Origin of the sequence: Sphingomonas sp. (genome assembly GCF_036731925.1) — a bacterium.
GTDB lineage: Bacteria > Pseudomonadota > Alphaproteobacteria > Sphingomonadales > Sphingomonadaceae > Sphingomonas.
Map to the genome: position 1 here is coordinate 1,245,998 of NZ_DAINDJ010000002.1, position 16,408 is coordinate 1,262,405.

Consider the following 16,408-nt stretch of genomic DNA (forward strand, 5'->3'; position numbering starts at 1 on the left):
CCCGAAGGTAAAGATGCGCGCCTCTTCCGCGACCCGAAACGAAGTTTCAAGCCGCCCGAGACACGAATAGATCAATATTTTGCGCTGCAACATCGTTACAGGCAAATGTTACGTGAAGAGGACGGACCTCAGCCGCGCAGCAACGTATCGCGCGCCAGATTGATCCGTCGCGTCAGTTCGGCCGAGCCGCCCCGGTCCGGATGCAGCGCCGAAACGAGCCGACGATGCGCCGCGCGGATTTCCTCGGGGCCCGCCGCAGTATCGACACCAAGGATCGCCCGCGCCTCGCTCTCGCCGAGACGGGGCGGCGGTGCGACAGGCGCCTTCTTCTTCGGCTGCAGCCAGCGCCACAGGATGTAGAGCAACGCCGCGGCGATCAGGACCTTCGCCATCAGGCGAACAGCGGCGCGTTGACGTCGGGCAGCGCGAGCCCTGCCATCATCTCGCGCAGTTCCTGCCGCGCCGCGACATGGCTGAGGCCCATCTCGCCGAACTCGCGCGAGTCGAGCATCGTCAGGCCCTGCGGGAACAGCTCACGATAGATCACGCGCTCGGAGAGCCCCGAAATCACCCGGAAGCCGACGCGCTTGGAAAGCTGGTCGATCGCCTCGGACACGCGCTTCATGTTGCGCGCCTCGATATGCTGCATGCGGTTGCGCAGCACCACCCAGTCGATCGTCTCGCCGTCCGCCTTGGCGCGGCGCTTGCGCGATTCCCAGATCATTTCCGAATAGAAGCTGGGGCGGGTTACCCGGAAGCTGTCCGGATCCACTTGGCCGATCAGGTCGAAGTCGACGAAGCTGTCGTTCATCGGCGTGACCAGCGTGTCGGCATTGGTGACGGAGATGCGCGCGAACTTGTCGTCGCGGCCCGGCGTGTCGATCACCAGGAAATCGGCGCCTTCGCCCAGCCGGTCGAGCGTATCGGTGAAGAAGTCCATGCTTTCGCCGTCATGCGTCTCGTAGACCGGCATCGGCAGCTCGCGGCCCATCCGGCGCATCGTCGCGCGGCGATTGTCGAGGTAGCGGCCCATCGTCCGCTGGCGGTGATCCAGATCGAAACAGGCGACGCGCGCGCCCTTCGCGGCCAGCGCGATCGCCGCGTGCACCGCGGTGGTCGACTTGCCCGTGCCGCCTTTTTCATTGGCAAAAACCAGCACATGCAGTCGTTTGGCGGGCTGATTCAACGCAGCTATTCCTTCACTTGATCGGGCGGCCTCCCCCCCATAGAAGGCCCCGCTTCCGTTCATATCGAAAGTGCCCAAGCGTGCAAACCGTTCGCCAGATCGACGATCTTCGCCAGGCGCTGGACGCCTTCCGCAGCGAAGGCGCCCGGCTGGCCTTCGTGCCCACCATGGGCGCGCTGCATGACGGGCATATGGCGCTGGTCGAAGCGGCGAAGCGCGCCGGCGGCCGCGTGATCGTGTCGATCTTCGTCAATCCGATCCAGTTCGGACCAAATGAGGACTTGGCAAAGTACCCTCGCCGTGAACAGGCCGATTCGCGGCTGCTGGCCAATGCCGGCGTCGACCTTCTTTGGATGCCGACCCCGGAGATCATGTATCCGGAGGGTTTCGCCACCAGCGTACGCGTGGCCGGCGTCAGCGAGCCGCTCGACGGCGCGCACCGCCCCGGCCATTTCGACGGCGTCGCCACGGTCGTGTCCAAGCTCTTCCACCAGGTGCAGCCCGACGTTGCGCTGTTCGGCGAAAAGGACTGGCAGCAGCTCCAGGTGATTCGCCGCATGGTCGCGGATCTCGACATGCCCATCGACATCCAGGGCGTGCCGACCCAGCGCGAGGATGACGGCCTCGCCCTCTCCTCGCGCAACGCCTATCTGATGCCCGAGGATCGCACCCGCGCCGTCGCGTTGCCGCGCGCGCTCGGCGCCGCCGCCAAGACGATCGGCGAAGGCGGCGACCGCGACGCGGCGCTGGCCCAGGCGCAGGAATCGCTCACCGCGGCGGGATTCGATGTCGATTATGTCGCCCTGGTCGATGCCGAGTCGCTCGCTGCGCCGGTGGAGGGCCGGCCGATGCGGCTGCTCGCCGCCGCGCGGATCGGCGGCACCCGGCTGATCGACAATATCCCCGTGCTATGAACTATTACGGTTAAGCGGCTTAACCTTTTGTTGTCCGTTCCCCCCCAAATTCGGCCGCAACGAAGCAGCCGAACAGGGGCGATGCAACAATGGCAAATAGTGAGAAGAGTGCGCGATTTCTGATTGAAAGCCGGCTGCGCGATGCGGCACGCGGTAGCGCCGATGCCTGTTTCGATCTTGGCGTCGTCTATTCGAGCGGCGCCGAAGGCGTGACGATCGACTTGGTCGAGGCGCACAAATGGTTCAACATCGCAGCGATGACCGGCAGCACCGAAGCGCAGGCCTGCCGCGCCGACATCGCCGAGGACATGACCGCCCGCGAGATCATCGAAGCGCAAAAGGCTGCGCGCGCCTGGCTGCGGGGACTGGAGAGCCGCGCAGCCTGAGCCATCAGCTGGCCTTCTGGCCCCAGCTGATGGACACGCGCGTGCGGCCGAGATGGCTCTCGGCAACGACGCGCAGACTGCGTTCCGCCTCTTCCCCCGCCTCATAGCTGAAGCCGGTCTCGTGACGATATTTGAGGCCCGAGGCATTCGCCTGCCCGCGCGACCACCCCAGCACCTGCTTCACGGGCGCATCGGTCTCATAGACCAGATTGCCGCTGACATGCCGCCCCTCCAGCCCGTCGGGTGCCGCGGTACAGCTGAGAATTGTGGCATTGGCATAGACCGGCACGAAATCGGGCTTGTTGCTGCAATCCACCGCCGCCGCGACATTGGCCGGCACGCCCGCCGCAGCCGCAGCCGCGACGTTCTGCCCCACCGGATCCTCCGTACTGCGCTCCCCGCGTCCGCAGGCCGCCACCAAGGCGAGCGCTGTCAGCATCGCGGTTCGTCCCATCCCGTGATGACTTCGCATCGGGCCCCCTCTTCCGGCCGGGCGCCCATGCGCCGACATTCCGGTCATTGGAACGGCGGGGCGCGCGCTTTGCTCCCTCGCCCCGTGGTGCGGCCCGCCCGGCTCTGATAGCGGTGCCTAAGGCCCGTGAGGCCATATCGGGGGAATGCCGCATCATGGTTCGATTGTCGTCCGCGAGGCTGGTGCCCGTCGGTGCGGTGCTGGCGCTGCTGTTCTGCGGGGGGATGCTGGCGTACGGCGCCGGCCGCGGCATCGATCTGACCGACGAGATCTTCTACCTCGTCTGGGCGCGCAATCCCGAGGCCTATGCGCTGCTCTACCAGCCCTTCGGCTATCTGCTGCACCCACTATATGCGCTGCTCGGCGGCGACGTGGCGCGCTACCGGCTGGCCGGCTTCGCGATCACCGCCACGGCCGGGGCACTGCTAGGCGACCGAGTCGCGCCAGATCCGGCCGCACGGCTGCGCTTCGCGCTGTTCGGGGGTGCCGCGGCGCTGGTGATCTATTTCCCCTGGATCGTCACGCCCAGCTACAATTCCGCGGCCAATGTCGGCGCGATGCTAGTGCTCGCCGGCCTGGCGACGATCCTGCGCCCCCGCGCTCTACCCGTCCGGCTCGCCGCGATCGCAGCGATCGCCTTCGGCCTCTGCATCGCCGCCTTCACCAAGCCGCCGCTGTTCGCGCTGGGCGGCGCGCTGCTGGTCGTGCTGGCCGGCACCACGCTGCGCCGCGATCGGCGCCAGGGCGTGGCGCTGCTCGGGGCGATTGCGCTTGCGGTGCCGCTGATCGGGCTATTCCTGCCGCTGTCCCGCGTTCCGGCGCTGCTGGCGCGGATTTCGGCCAGCCAGCACATTCTGGCGCTCCCCAACACGCCCCTGCACCTGCCGATCAAGATCTTGGGCGACTGGGCGGCGGTTCCGCCGCTGCTGAGCGGCGCCGCACTCGCCATGCTCGGCGCGCTGACGCTGCGGGAAACGCGCTGGGCGGCCTGGCTCGGGCACGTGGCGATGGGCCTGGCGCTACTCTATCTGGCCACGACGATTCCCGATACGCTGGACGGCGGCATCCCGGAGTTTCCTGGGCTCGCGCTGCTGCTGCTCGCTGGCGGCTATGCAGCCCTCGTCGCGCGCAAGGACCGGCTGCTGCTGGCCCTGCTGCTCGCCGCGCCTTTCGCCGTGGCGCTCGGCACCTTCAACAACCAATGGGCGCAGCTTGACTTCAGCATGGTCTTCCCGCTGCTCGCGCTGTTCCGCCTGGCCCAGGACGATCCGCTGCGCTGGCGACGGCGCGGGGCGACGCTGCTGACCCTTGCCGCCCCCCCACTGCTGCTGCTTGCCGCGGCGATGGCGCCCTACAGCCTGCCCGACTCGATCTTCGCGCAAACCATCCCCGCACATCATCCGGTGACCGGCAGTTCGCTGCTGGTCGACGAGGAGACGGCGGCCTTCCTGAACGGCACGCGCGGTCGTGCCGCGGGTGCGCTGCTCGTCGATCTGTCGGGGACCGGGCCGGGCGTGGCGGCCTCGCTGGGCGCAACGGCGCCGGTGCTCCTGTGGCTGAATCCGGCGACGGCAAGCTGGCCGGACGTGGCGTGGGGACGGCTGAGCGAGGAGGAGCGCGCCAGCGTCTGGTTCGTGACGCCGGTGCTGCCGCTGTTCGCGGCCTCCGGGCCAGCGCGCTGGCTGGCGGCGCATCGGGGGCGCTATTGCCGCACCGCGCTGCCGCGCATGACCTTCTGGTGGGAAGAGCGGGCGCTCGAACTCTGGCGGCCCTGCGCCGCGCCCGCACCGGGCGCAGGCCGCTGAAGATCCCGATCGATCAGAAGGGCACGTCGTCGTCCAGATCGTCCGGGAAGCCGCCGCCGAAGCCGCCGCCGCTCGCCGCACCGCCGCTGCGCTGGCCGCCGCCATTGAAGTTGCCGCCGCCGCGGCCCGCGGGTGCACCGCCGCCAAAGCCGCCGCCGCTACCGCCGCCGAACGAATCGTCCGCACCCCAATCGTCGCCGCCACCGCTGCTGCGGCCGCCGCCCATGCCGCCGCCCTGGCCGCCGCCCGGACCATCGAGCAGCACCATCTGCGCGTTGAAGCCCTGCAGCACGATCTCGGTCGAATAGCGGTCCGCGCCGCTCTGGTCCTGCCACTTGCGGGTCTGCAGCTGGCCTTCGAGATAGACCTTGCTGCCCTTGCGCAGATAGCGCTCGGCGACATTGGCGAGACCTTCGCTGAAGATCTTCACCGTGTGCCACTCGGTCTTTTCCTTGCGCTCGCCGCTGTTGCGGTCCTTCCAGCTTTCCGAGGTGGCGATGCGCAGCTCGACCACTTTGCCGCCGTTCTGGAACGCCCGGCTCTCGGGGTCGCGCCCCAGATTGCCGACGAGGATCACCTTGTTGACGCTGCCCGCCATGCCGCAAAAACTCCGATATACGATGGTGCGCCCGCGCGAAGGGGCGCTAGAAAGACTCAAATATGGCCGAGATCCTTAACCTGAACAAAGCGCGAAAAGCGAGAGCGAAAGCGACCGCCAAAGCGGAAGCCGAGGCCAATCGCGCCCGGTTCGGGCGCACCAAGGCGGAAAAGGCGCGCGACGCCGCGGAGGCGGAGCGGAAGGTACGAACGCTGGATCAGGCAAAGCGCGAGACGCCCGAGGACTGAGCCCTCGGCTCGGCGCATTGTCGCTGTCAAAGCGGAACGCATCGTGTACAAGTAGACGGATCCGATGCTGCCGCCGCTCCCCTACCCCGCCCTCTACGCCAGCCATTCCGGCGTGTGGATCGCCACGGCCGAAGGCACGCGCGGGCTGAGCCGGGGCGAGGCGATCCGGATCGCCGCCGATACGCCGGTGCTGCTGCTCAACGCACCGCTGGTGGGCCAGCGGCTCGGCCACCCCGAGCTGAACGGGCTCGATCTGCTCGAGCTGTTCGCCTTCCTCCGTCCCGCCCGCTTCATGGTGCCGACCCCCAAGGGCCTCGCCCGGGCCTGCGGGCTGGAGCCGCCCAAGGACGACGCCCACGTCGCCGCGTTCCTGCGCGAGGCCGCCGCCGCACTGCTCGCGCTGGCCGAAGGGGACTGGCCCGAGCGCGAAGGCGCCTGGCACGGGCTGCAATCCCTCGGCCGCCTGCGTTGGCCGTGGAGCGCCGCACTCGGCCAGCGCATCGCCAAGCCAGAGCGCGCCGAGCGCTGGCTCTTCTCCAAACTGCCCGAATGGGAGGAGGGTGCGCCGCGCCCCGCGCCGCGCACGATCACGCTCGACTCCGCCGATGTGGCAGAACGGCTCGCCCGCCTGACCGGCGCCACCGCCGAGCGCCGCCAGGGCCAGCGCGACTATGCCGATGCCGCGGCGCAAGCCTTCGCGCCGCGCAGCGTGCCGGATACGCCCAACATGGTGCTGGCCGAGGCGGGTACCGGCATCGGCAAGACGCTCGGCTATCTCGCCCCTGCCTCGCTCTGGGCGGAGAAGTCCGGCGGGCCGGTGTGGGTTTCCACCTTCACCAAGGCGCTGCAACGCCAGCTGGGCAACGAGGGCGAGCGGCTTTTCCCGGATCCCGTCCAGCGCCGCGCCCGCATCGTCACCCGCAAGGGGCGCGAGAATTACGTGTGCCTGCTCAATCTGGAGGATGCGCTGCAGGGCGGGTTCGCCGGGCGCGCGGCGATCCTGGCGCAACTCGTTGCGCGCTGGGCGGTCTATAGCGCGGACGGCGACATGGTCGGCGGCGACCTGCCCGGCTGGCTCCCCACCCTGTTCCGGCGCAACGGATCGACCGCGCTCACCGATCGCCGCGGCGAGTGCATCTATGCCGGCTGCCCGCATTATCGGAAATGCTTCATCGAGCGCGCCGCCCGCGCCAGCGCCGATGCCGACATCGTCATCGCCAATCACGCGCTGGTGATGGTCAATGCGGCGCGGGGCCGTGAGAACCAGACGCGCCCCACCCGCTACGTGTTCGACGAGGGCCATCACCTGTTCGACGCCGCCGACGCGATGTTCTCGGTCGCGCTGACGGGCCAGGAATCGATCGAGCTGCGCCGCTGGCTGACCGGCCCCGAATCCGGATCGCGCGGACGCCGCCGCGGCCTCGCAGCGCGCCTGTCCGACGTCGCTAGCTATGACGATGCCGGCGGCCGCGCCATTTCCGAAGCCGTCGACGCCGCCCGCGCGCTCCCGAGCGACGGCTGGCTCCAGCGCCTCAACGAAGGCGAGCCTTTCGGTCCGGTTGAGGCGCTGCTCGCCGCCGTGCGCGGCCTGGTCTATGCCCGCGACACTAACGGCTCGGCCGATGCGGGTTATGGGCTGGAGACCGAGCTGACCGAACCCGACGCCGCGCTGGTCGAGGCCGCCGGTGCCGCCACCGCCGCGCTGGATGCGCTGCTCCGCCCGATGGTCGTCCTCGGTCGCCGGCTGGAGGCGGTGCTCGCCGAGGCGCCCGACTGGATGGACGGCCCCGCCCGCGCCCGCATCGAAGGCGCGATCGCCTCGCTCGGCTGGCGGGTCGATACCGTAGGCGCCTGGCTCGCGCTGATCGCTCGGATCGGCGGCCCGGCCGATCCCGAATTCGTCGACTGGCTGGCGGTCGACCGGGTCGAAGGCCGCGAGTTCGATATTGGCCTGCATCGCCACTGGCTCGATCCGGCCAAGCCGCTCGCCAAGACGGTGCTGGAGCCGGCGCATGGCGTGCTCGTCACCTCCGCCACGCTGCGCGCCGGCGGCGACTGGGACGTCGCCGAGGCGCGGGCCGGCAGCACGCACCTGCTCCGCCCGGCCCAGCGGTTCGAGGCGAAGAGCCCGTTCGACTATCCCAACCAGGCCGAGGTGCTGATCGTCACCGACGTGAAGCGCGGCGACCTGCCGGCATTGGCCAATGCCTATGCCCGCCTGATCGCCGCAGCGGGCGGCGGGACGCTCGGGCTGTTCACCGCCATCCGTCGCCTCCGCGCGGTGCATGCCCGCATCGCCGATCGTCTGGCGCGCGACGGCCTGCCGCTGCTCGCCCAGCATGTCGATCCGATCGATACCGGCACGCTGGTCGACATCTTTCGCGACGATCCGCGCGCTTCGCTGATCGGCACCGATGCGCTGCGCGACGGGGTCGACGTACCCGGCGATTCGCTGCGGCTGGTGGTGATGGAAGGCGTGCCCTGGCCCAAGCCGAGCGTGCTTCACGCCGCGCGGCGGCTGGCGGGGGGCGGCTCTGCCTATGACGATCGCATCGTTCGCGCCCGGCTGGCCCAGGCGTTCGGTCGGTTGATTCGGCGCGCCGATGATCGCGGCGCCTTCGTGCTACTGTCTGCCGCAACGCCCTCGCGGCTTCTGGATGCCTTCCCGCCGGGCACGCGCATCACCCGGACGACACTGGATCAGGCGGTTGAGCGGGTTCGGCTTTCCTTGGGGCCAAGCTTGCGGCATGAGGCGGGCGAAACCGCCAGCGCTCATCTCGGGGAAGCATGAAGACCCTTCTCGTCCTCCGCCACGCCAAGTCCGGTTGGGACGATCCGGTCGCGCGCGATTTCGATCGGCCGCTCAATCCCAAAGGCCAGCGCGCCGCCGTCGCGATGGGTCGCTATCTCCGCGAGCAGGGTCTGCGCTTCGACCACGCCATTGCCTCTCCCGCAGTGCGGGTGCGGGAAACGCTGGCGGAGGTGTCGCACGGGCTTGGCGCGGCGATCGAACCCGCCTGGGACCAGAAACTGTATCTCGCCTCGCTCGGCACGCTGCTCGACGCGATCGAGGACCTGCCGGACAGCGCCGGCACCGTGCTGCTCTCGGGGCACAATCCGGGGCTGGAGGAATTGGTGCTGGATCGGGTCCGCACGCCGGGGCCGCTGCGCGACGCGGCGGAGGAGAAATTCCCCACGGCGACGCTTGCCGAACTGCGCTTCAACATCGCGCACTGGCGCGAGTCATCACGCGCGGACGCCGAGCTGGTCCGCTTTGTCCGGCCGCGCGATCTCGATCCAAGTCTCGGCCCTGACGCCTGAGGCGGACACGGCGTTGCCAACGACGCCGACTCAGCACGAAAGGACGAGGGGGAGGCGATTCGCCCCACCCTCGCCCAACGCTGTCGTCAGCGATCCTCTTCCAGCGCCTGTGCCAGCGAATCCCGGATCGTCTGCAGCTCTACGGTGCGGTTCTTGCCGCGTGCCGCCTTTTCGTCGGCCAGCAGCCGCTGCACGCCGCGGATGGTGTAGCCCTCCTCGCTGAGGAGGTGATGGATGCGGCGCACCAGCGCCACGTCATCGGGTCGATAATACCGGCGGTTGCCCGCACGGGTGAGAGGCTTCAGCTGGGGAAACCGGGTTTCCCAATAGCGCAAGATATGCTGCGGCCTGCCGATTTCAGCGGCGAGCTCACCTATGGTCCGCAACGCGCCGGCGGCCTTCTCGGTCGCCGACATCGGGGACCTCAGCGCGCCGAGACGATGCGATCCCGCATCATCTGGCTGGCACGGAAGGTGAGCACACGACGCGGGGCGATGGGCACTTCCACGCCCGTCTTCGGGTTGCGGCCGACCCGCTCGCCCTTGTCCCGCAGTACGAAGCTGCCAAAGCCCGAGATCTTGACGTTCTCGCCCTTCGCCAGTGCCTCGCACATGTGCTTCAGGATCTGCTCGACGATCCGCGAGGCGTCGGCGCGCGACAACCCCACTTCGCGATGCAGCGACTCGGCCAAGTCTGCCCTCGTCAGCGTTCCCGCAGCAGTCATTCCAGCAATTCCTTTCGTGTACTGGGGTACCCGTATCAGATTGTTACGCGCTATCAAGATTCATGTTGAAGCGTCAGTAACGCCTCAGACATATTCTGGAAAAACACGTAGCTGGTCCAAAATGGGGATACCGAAACAACGCCTAGAAGCGGACGACGGCTGCACCCCAGGTGAACCCGCCCCCCATGGCTTCCAATACGAGTAGGTCGCCGCGCTGGATCCGTCCGTCCCGCACCGCAGCATCGAGCGCGAGCGGTACCGACGCGGCCGAGGTATTGGCGTGCCGATCGACCGTGACGACCACCTTCTCCGGCGCCAGATCCAGCTTGCGCGCGGTCGCGTCGAGAATCCGCGCATTGGCCTGGTGCGGCACCACCCAATCGACATCGCCAGGCTGAAGGCCGGCGGCGGCAAGCGATTCCTGCATCACCGAGGCAAGGTTGGTGACGGCATGGCGGAACACCTCCCGCCCCTTCATCCGCAGCTTGCCGACAGTGCCGGTGGTCGACACGCCGCCGTCGACATAAAGCAAATCATTGTAGCGGCCATCGGCGTGGAGCTTGGTGGCAAGGATGCCCTGCGGCGCATCGCCGTCCGTTTCCTGCGCTTCCAGCACGATCGCGCCGGCGCCGTCGCCGAACAACACGCAGGTGGTGCGGTCTTCCCAATCGAGAATGCGGCTGAAGGTCTCGGCGCCGATCACCAGCGCCCGGCGATGCACGCCCGCGCGCAGCATCGAATCGGCGACCTGCACCGCATAGAGGAAGCCCGAGCAAACCGCCGCCACGTCGAAGGCAACGCAATCGAGGATGCCGAGCGCATTCTGCACGCGCGTCGCCGTGGCAGGAAAGGTCTGGTCCGGCGTCGCGGTGGCGAGCACGATCAGGTCGATCTCGCCTGCCGCAATCCCGGCCGCCTCCAGCGCCGCGCGCGCCGCATCGGCGGCGAGCGTGCCGGTGGTTTCCTCCGGCCCGGCGATGTGGCGGAAGCGGATACCGGTCCGCTCGACGATCCACTCGTCGCTGGTATCGACGCGCTCCGCCAGCTCCGCGTTGGAAACACGCTGCGCCGGCAGGGCGGAACCCGTGCCGAGAATCACCGAACGTACGGTCATGCGACCCCTTCTATCCCGTCTCTTACGCGGCCTTGGCCTCGAAGTTCCCCAGATCCTCGGCAATACGCCGGGTCAGGTCGTCGCGCACCATCTTGGCGGCAAAGCCGATCGCGGTATCCACCCCGACTTCGTTGGCGCCGCCGTGACTCTTCACGACAATGCCGTTCAGCCCGAGGAAAACGGCACCATTATGGTTGTTCGGGTCGAGATGGTGGCGGAGCAGCTCGGTCGCCGGCTTCGAGATCAGGAAGCCGAGCTTCGAGCGCAGCGAACTGCTGAACGCGCGGCGCAGCAGGTCCGCCACGAAGCGCGCGGTGCCTTCGGCCGTCTTGAGCGCGATATTCCCCGAAAAACCGTCGCAGACGATCACGTCGACATCACCGCGCGACAGCCGGTTGCCTTCAATGAAACCGGTGAATTCGAGCGGCAGATGCTTGGCGGCACGCAGCTGGGCGGCAGCATCGCGGATGCTGTCGGTGCCCTTCATCTCTTCGGTGCCGATGTTGAGCAGCGCCACGCGCGGGCGCGCGAGATCGAGCGCCGTGCGCGCATAGGCAGCACCCATCACCGCGAACTGGACGAGGTTGCGCTCGTCCACTTCGGTATTGGCGCCGAGATCGAGCATCACCGTGTCGTTGTCGCCAAGCGACGGCAGCAGCGCGGCAAGCGCCGGCCGGTCGATCCCCGCCATCGTGCGGAGCGACAGCTTGGCCATCGCCATCAACGCGCCGGTGTTGCCCGAGGATACGGCCGCCCCGGCACGCCCCTGCTTCACCAGATCGATGGCGATTCCCATCGAGGTAGTCTTGGCGCGGCGGATCGCCTGGCTCGGCTTGGCATCGGACGCAACGACTTCGGCCGCGTGGACGATCTCGCACGCGGCTGCCAGGTTCGGATGCGCCTTCAAGCCGTCACGAATGCGCGACTCGTCGCCGACGAGAAGGAACTCCATCCCCTCGAAGCGGCGACGTGCACGTGCAGCGCCGGCGAGCATGACGGCGACCCCCTCATCGCCGCCCATTGCATCGACGGCGATCCGCGAGGGAACAGTCATACCGGCAACCCCCCGTTGCGGAACGTCGTTCAGCCCTCGACCGAAACGATTTCACGGCCGTTATAGTGGCCGCATGCGTTGCACAGGTTGTGCGGACGCTTGAGTTCGCCGCAGTTCGGGCACTCCTGGAACGATTCGACGGTCAGCGAATCGTGCGACCGACGCATGCCGCGCTTCGACGGCGAGGTCTTTCTCTTAGGAACGGCCATTTCGGCACCTTCAACAAGCTAATGAATCAATAAGTCGCGATACGCCCACAGGGTTGTTCGGGCAAGCGACGGCTAGGCCGGCCGCTCGCCGGACCAGCAGGCAGGTCACGAAGCGAGCCCGCGCGTATAGCGATTCTCGTCCGCGTTGCAAGCAGAAGCCGCACGTGGCAGGGGTTCGCGCCTTGGTTTCAGGGGGACGCGCATGTTTTTTCTGCCGGTTACACTCACCAGCGCGGGCGCCGCGGCACTAATCAACCTGTGGCTGGCGATTCGCGTCATTCAACTGCGCTATGCCGACAAGGTGTTGACCGGCGATGGCGGCAGCCCGCGACTCCTCGCGCGCATGCGCGCGCAGATGAATTTCGTCGAATATACGCCCTTCATCCTGATCCTGATCGGCCTGATCGAGCTGGCCCAGGGCACGCGATTCTATCTGTGGGTGGTGGCGGCGGTGTATCTGCTCGGCCGCGTGCTGCACGGCTTCGGGATGGACGGCTGGCAGCCGGGCCGCGCGATCGGCGCGCTGACCACCTTCCTCACCCTCGCCGGGCTCGGCCTTTATGCGGCGTGGCTCGGCTATACGGGGTCGAACCCGCTCCACTGAGTCGTCAGGCGCGCGCCAGCACCGAATCGGCAACGAACGGGTTGGTGCGCCGCTCCTGGCCGAAATTGCTCGGCTGACCGTGCCCGGGAACGAACACGGTCTCGTCGCCCAGCGGCCAGAGCCGGGTGGTGATCGCGTCGATCAGGTCCTGATGGTTGCCGAGCGGGAAGTCGGTCCGCCCGATCGAGCCCTGGAACAGCACGTCGCCGACGATCGCCAGCTGCGATTCGGGATGGTGGAACACCACATGCCCCGGCGTGTGCCCGGGGCAGTGATAGACGTCGAGCACCAGCTCGCCCACCGTCACCTGGTCGCCTTGGTCCAGCCAGCGGTTGGGCTCGAACGGCTTGCCCGGTACGCGATAGGCGCGGCCGTCATCTTCCAGCCGTGCGATCCAGTAGCGATCGGCCTCGTGCGGCCCCTCGATCGGCACGCCCAGCTCCTCGGCGAAGATGCCGGCCGATCCGCAATGGTCGATATGGCCGTGGGTTATCAGCAGCTTCTCGATCGTCACCCCGTGCTGCTCGGCCGCCGCGCGCAGCCGATCGAGATCTCCGCCCGGATCGACGAACGCCCCGCGCATCGTCCTGGTGCACCAGAGCAGCGTGCAGTTCTGCTGAAGCGGCGTGACGGGCACGATCGCCGCACGGAGCGGCGGCTGGGCAGCGTTGGGATCGGGGTTCGCCATGCCCCCTCGCTACTCCGCGAGCGCGCGCGCGGCAACCAAGGCTTGCCCTTCGCCGCCGGCCTCTGCATTCCATCCGGCTGATGGTCTTGCGTCCTCCCTTCGTCCTGTTCGATGACGCGCGCGCCGGCGGACATGCGCGCCTTTATCGCGATCCCGTCGAAATCGTCGTCGCGCATCACGCGGAGGAGATCGCTCCGGCGCTGGGCCGCCTGCGCGCGGCCGCAGCCGAGGGGCTCGATGCCGCCGGCTGGCTCGCCTATGAGGCCGGCGCCGCGCTCGAACCCGCTGCACCCGCCCGCACCATCGAAGGTCCGCTGCTCTGGTTCGGCCTGTTCCGCGGCCACCAGCAGCTGCCGGCGGACGACGTGTCGACGTTGCTCCCCGACCCCGCCGGCGCCTGGGCCGGCGCCCCCCGCCCGCGCATCGATCGCAGCGCCTATGATGCCGCCCTTGCGCGGGTGCTGGGCTATATAGAAGCCGGCGACATCTATCAGGCGAACCTCACCTTCCGCGCCGAAGTGCCGTTTGCCGGCCATCCTGCCGCGCTGTACGCCCTGCTCCGCGCCCGCGCGGTGGCGGGCCATGGCGCGCTCGTCGCGACGGGCAACCAATGGCTGCTCAGCCTGTCCCCCGAACTCTTCTTCACGCTGGAAAACGGCATCCTCACGGCACGCCCGATGAAGGGCACGACCCGCCGCCACGCCGATCCCGCCAGCGATACGGCGCTCGCAACCGGCCTGCGCGAAGATCCGAAGCAGCGCGCCGAAAACCTGATGATCGTGGACCTGATGCGCAACGATCTCGGCCGCGTCGCGCGGCCGGGCAGCGTTGCGGTGCCCAGGCTCTTCCATGTCGAGACCTACCCCACCGTCCATCAGATGACCTCTACGGTCACCGCCCGCCTCGCCGACGGGCTGGGAGCCGTGGACGCGCTGGCGGCGTTGTTCCCCTGCGGCTCGGTGACCGGCGCACCGAAGATCCGCGCAATGCAGGTAATTGCCGAGGTCGAACCCGACGCACGCGGCGTCTACACCGGTTCGATAGGAAGGATCGATGCCGATGGCAGTGCCGAATTCAACGTCGCGATCCGCACCCTGGCCATCGCGGCGCCCGGCCGGGCGATGCTGGGCCTCGGCTCCGGCGTCGTTGCCGATTCGAAGGCTGGCAGCGAGTGGACGGAATGCCTCGACAAGGGCAGATTCGTGACTGCCGGGGAACGCAGCTTCGACCTGATCGAGACCATGCGCTTCGATCCCGAAGATGGCATCCTGCTGCTCGAACGCCATCTCGAGCGGATCCGGGCGAGCGCCGAGACTTTCGGCTTCCCGTTCGACCGCCACGTCGTCCGCAACGAACTCCAGGCCGCGACCTTCCGCCTGCGCGACGCGGCGAAGGTGCGGCTGCTGCTCGGCCGTTCGGGTGCGGTAGCGATTGGCATTGCGCCGCTGCCGGATACGCCGCCAGGGCCGATAAAGGTCCGGATCGTACCCCATTTGGTACCGGCGCAGGACTTTCGCCTCGCCCACAAGACCACCCGCCGGTCGGTCTATGACGCCCCGCGCCGTGCCGCCGGTACGTGGGAAGTGGTGTTCACCGATGCCGATGGCTGTTGCACCGAAGGCAGCTTCACGTCGCTGTTCGTCGAGCGCAACGGGGTGCTGGTGACGCCGCCGGTCGCGCGCGGGCTGCTCCCCGGCGTCCTCCGTGCCGAACTGCTCGCCACCGGCCGGGCGGTGGAGGGCGATCTGCGGCCCGAGGATCTTGGCAGCGGATTCTTCCTCGGCAACGCGCTGCGTGGACTGGTTGCAGCCGTTACAGTTGCGGAAGGCGCCGAAGCGGACCTATAGGCGCGCATCTTTCCCCGGAAAAGGCGCTCAGACTCATGCAGACCTCCGCCGCGCTCCAGCGCATCCAGCCCTCCGCCACGCTTGCCATGACCAGCCGCGTGTTCGAGCTGAAGCGTGCCGGCGTCGACGTGATCGGCCTGGGTGCGGGCGAGCCCGATTTCGACACGCCCGACTTCGTCAAGGAAGCCGCGATCCAGGCGATCCGCGACGGCAAGACCAAGTACACCAATGTCGACGGCACGCCCGAGCTGAAGGAAGCCGTGATCCAGAAGTTCAAGCGCGACAACGGCTTGGACTATACTGCCCAGCAGATCACGATCAATGTCGGTGGCAAGCACACGCTGTTCAACGCCATTGTTGCGACGGTGGAGGCCGGCGACGAGGTGATCGTGCCGGCGCCTTATTGGGTCAGTTATCCTGACGTAATTCAGTTCGCGGGCGGCACGCCCGTCTTCATCGCCGCGGGTGCCGACCAGCACTACAAGATCACGCCCGCCCAGCTCAAGGCGGCGATCACGCCGAAGACCAAGTGGGTGATCCTCAACTCGCCGTCCAACCCGACCGGCGCCGCCTATTCGGCCGCCGAGCTCAAGGCGCTGGGCGAAGTGATCGAGCGCCACCCGCATGTCTGGGTGTTCGCCGACGACATGTACGAGCACATCCTGTACGACGGCTTCGAATTCGCCACGATCGCGCAGGTCTGCCCGTCGCTCTACGAGCGCACGCTGACGGTGAACGGCTGCTCCAAGGCCTATGCGATGACCGGCTGGCGCATCGGCTTTGCCGGCGGCCCGGCGCCGCTGATCAAGGCGATCGCCAAGCTCCAGTCGCAGTCGACGTCGAACCCGTGCTCGATCGCCCAGGCGGCCGCTGTCGCCGCGCTGACCGGCGACCAGAGCTTCCTCAAGGACCGCGCCGCCGCCTTCCAGACGCGCCGCGACCTCGTCGTCTCCATGCTCAACGCCATCGACGGCATGACCTGCCCGACCCCGGAAGGCGCCTTCTACGTCTATCCCGAATTCAGCGCACTGATCGGCAAGACCACGCCCAAGGGCAAGGTGATCGCCACCGACGAGGACATGATCGGCTATTTCCTCGACGACGCCCGCGTGGCGGCGGTGCACGGCGCGGCGTTCGGCCTGTCGCCGGCGATGCGGATCAGCTATGCGACGTCGGAGGCGCTGCTCCGCGAAGCCTGCACCCGCATCCAGACGGCCTGCGCCGACCTGCGCTGACCG

The 16,408-nt window shown here is 68.1% G+C and carries 19 protein-coding genes; 9 read left to right on the forward strand and 10 right to left on the reverse strand.

Translation table 11 applies throughout. The features are described 5' to 3' along the window. Positions 1-128: 128 nt before the first annotated feature. Both V7E00_RS15410 and V7E00_RS15415 read right to left on the reverse strand, forming a co-directional pair. Positions 129-392 (reverse strand): J domain-containing protein, encoded by a 264-nt coding sequence (locus tag V7E00_RS15410; RefSeq protein ID WP_333573496.1) that lies wholly within the window; start codon positions 390-392, stop codon positions 129-131. Further along, positions 392-1,186 carry a division plane positioning ATPase MipZ gene (locus V7E00_RS15415; protein ID WP_121072932.1) on the reverse strand — a complete coding sequence of 265 codons (795 nt, stop codon included), beginning with the start codon at positions 1,184-1,186 and terminating at the stop codon, positions 392-394. Before V7E00_RS15415 ends, V7E00_RS15410 begins: the two co-directional genes overlap by 1 nt. 80 nt (positions 1,187-1,266) lie before the next feature. Here V7E00_RS15415 and panC point away from each other — a divergent pair, with 80 nt between their 5' ends. Together panC and V7E00_RS15425 are read left to right on the forward strand one after the other, a co-directional pair. Beyond that, on the forward strand, positions 1,267-2,100 hold the full coding sequence (gene panC, locus V7E00_RS15420) for a pantoate--beta-alanine ligase (protein ID WP_333573497.1): 834 nt from the start codon (positions 1,267-1,269) through the stop codon (positions 2,098-2,100). An 89-nt stretch (positions 2,101-2,189) separates the two neighbouring features. Next, complete coding sequence (locus tag V7E00_RS15425) at positions 2,190-2,486, forward strand: hypothetical protein (protein ID WP_333573498.1); 297 nt, start codon at positions 2,190-2,192, stop codon at positions 2,484-2,486. A gap of 4 nt (positions 2,487-2,490) precedes the next feature. Here V7E00_RS15425 and V7E00_RS15430 read toward each other — a convergent pair whose 3' ends face one another. Next, positions 2,491-2,940 (reverse strand): hypothetical protein, encoded by a 450-nt coding sequence (locus V7E00_RS15430; protein WP_333573499.1) that lies wholly within the window; start codon positions 2,938-2,940, stop codon positions 2,491-2,493. A 173-nt stretch (positions 2,941-3,113) separates the two neighbouring features. Between V7E00_RS15430 and V7E00_RS15435 the strand changes: the two genes are divergently transcribed. Then, positions 3,114-4,763 carry a hypothetical protein gene (locus V7E00_RS15435; RefSeq protein ID WP_333573500.1) on the forward strand — a complete coding sequence of 550 codons (1,650 nt, stop codon included), beginning with the start codon at positions 3,114-3,116 and terminating at the stop codon, positions 4,761-4,763. Between the two features lie 13 nt (positions 4,764-4,776). On the opposite strand, the gene ssb is transcribed toward V7E00_RS15435, so the two are convergent. Beyond that, positions 4,777-5,361, reverse strand: coding sequence for a single-stranded DNA-binding protein (gene ssb, locus V7E00_RS15440; RefSeq protein ID WP_333573501.1), 585 nt, complete (start codon positions 5,359-5,361; stop codon positions 4,777-4,779). Between the two features lie 62 nt (positions 5,362-5,423). On the opposite strand from ssb, the gene V7E00_RS15445 reads away from it, so the two are divergent. From V7E00_RS15445 to V7E00_RS15455, 3 genes are all read left to right on the forward strand, one after another. Further along, positions 5,424-5,609, forward strand: a complete 186-nt coding sequence (locus V7E00_RS15445) for a DUF4169 family protein (RefSeq protein ID WP_333573502.1) — start codon at positions 5,424-5,426, stop codon at positions 5,607-5,609. 64 nt (positions 5,610-5,673) lie between these two features. Then, positions 5,674-8,400, forward strand: a complete 2,727-nt coding sequence (locus V7E00_RS15450) for an ATP-dependent DNA helicase (protein WP_333573503.1) — start codon at positions 5,674-5,676, stop codon at positions 8,398-8,400. Further along, positions 8,397-8,930, forward strand: coding sequence for a SixA phosphatase family protein (locus tag V7E00_RS15455; protein WP_333573504.1), 534 nt, complete (start codon positions 8,397-8,399; stop codon positions 8,928-8,930). The genes V7E00_RS15450 and V7E00_RS15455 overlap by 4 nt, the downstream gene beginning before the upstream one ends. 86 nt (positions 8,931-9,016) lie before the next feature. On the opposite strand, the gene V7E00_RS15460 is transcribed toward V7E00_RS15455, so the two are convergent. The 5 genes from V7E00_RS15460 to rpmF form a co-directional block, all read right to left on the reverse strand. Then, positions 9,017-9,346: a MerR family transcriptional regulator gene (locus tag V7E00_RS15460; protein WP_333573505.1), complete on the reverse strand. Its 330-nt coding sequence runs from the start codon at positions 9,344-9,346 to the stop codon at positions 9,017-9,019. Between the two features lie 8 nt (positions 9,347-9,354). After that, a complete protein-coding gene (locus V7E00_RS15465) occupies positions 9,355-9,690 on the reverse strand; it encodes an integration host factor subunit alpha (protein WP_443019212.1) in 336 nt (111 codons plus the stop codon). Positions 9,691-9,796: 106 nt separating this feature from the next. Next, positions 9,797-10,768, reverse strand: a complete 972-nt coding sequence (locus tag V7E00_RS15470) for a beta-ketoacyl-ACP synthase III (RefSeq protein ID WP_333573506.1) — start codon at positions 10,766-10,768, stop codon at positions 9,797-9,799. Positions 10,769-10,790: 22 nt separating this feature from the next. Further along, on the reverse strand, positions 10,791-11,822 hold the full coding sequence (gene plsX, locus V7E00_RS15475) for a phosphate acyltransferase PlsX (RefSeq protein WP_333573507.1): 1,032 nt from the start codon (positions 11,820-11,822) through the stop codon (positions 10,791-10,793). 29 nt (positions 11,823-11,851) lie between these two features. Next, positions 11,852-12,031 carry a 50S ribosomal protein L32 gene (gene rpmF, locus V7E00_RS15480; RefSeq protein ID WP_064310610.1) on the reverse strand — a complete coding sequence of 60 codons (180 nt, stop codon included), beginning with the start codon at positions 12,029-12,031 and terminating at the stop codon, positions 11,852-11,854. 202 nt (positions 12,032-12,233) lie between these two features. Here rpmF and V7E00_RS15485 point away from each other — a divergent pair, with 202 nt between their 5' ends. After that, positions 12,234-12,635 carry an MAPEG family protein gene (locus V7E00_RS15485; RefSeq protein ID WP_333573508.1) on the forward strand — a complete coding sequence of 134 codons (402 nt, stop codon included), beginning with the start codon at positions 12,234-12,236 and terminating at the stop codon, positions 12,633-12,635. Positions 12,636-12,639: 4 nt separating this feature from the next. Here the strand turns inward: V7E00_RS15485 and V7E00_RS15490 are convergent, their stop codons facing one another. Further along, entirely contained in the window at positions 12,640-13,323 is a 684-nt protein-coding gene (locus V7E00_RS15490) for an MBL fold metallo-hydrolase (protein WP_333573509.1), read from the reverse strand. Positions 13,324-13,403: 80 nt separating this feature from the next. Here V7E00_RS15490 and pabB point away from each other — a divergent pair, with 80 nt between their 5' ends. Then, entirely contained in the window at positions 13,404-15,170 is a 1,767-nt protein-coding gene (gene pabB, locus V7E00_RS15495) for an aminodeoxychorismate synthase component I (RefSeq protein ID WP_333573510.1), read from the forward strand. A 35-nt stretch (positions 15,171-15,205) separates the two neighbouring features. Further along, positions 15,206-16,405 carry a pyridoxal phosphate-dependent aminotransferase gene (locus V7E00_RS15500; RefSeq protein ID WP_333573511.1) on the forward strand — a complete coding sequence of 400 codons (1,200 nt, stop codon included), beginning with the start codon at positions 15,206-15,208 and terminating at the stop codon, positions 16,403-16,405. Positions 16,406-16,408: the final 3 nt, after the last annotated feature.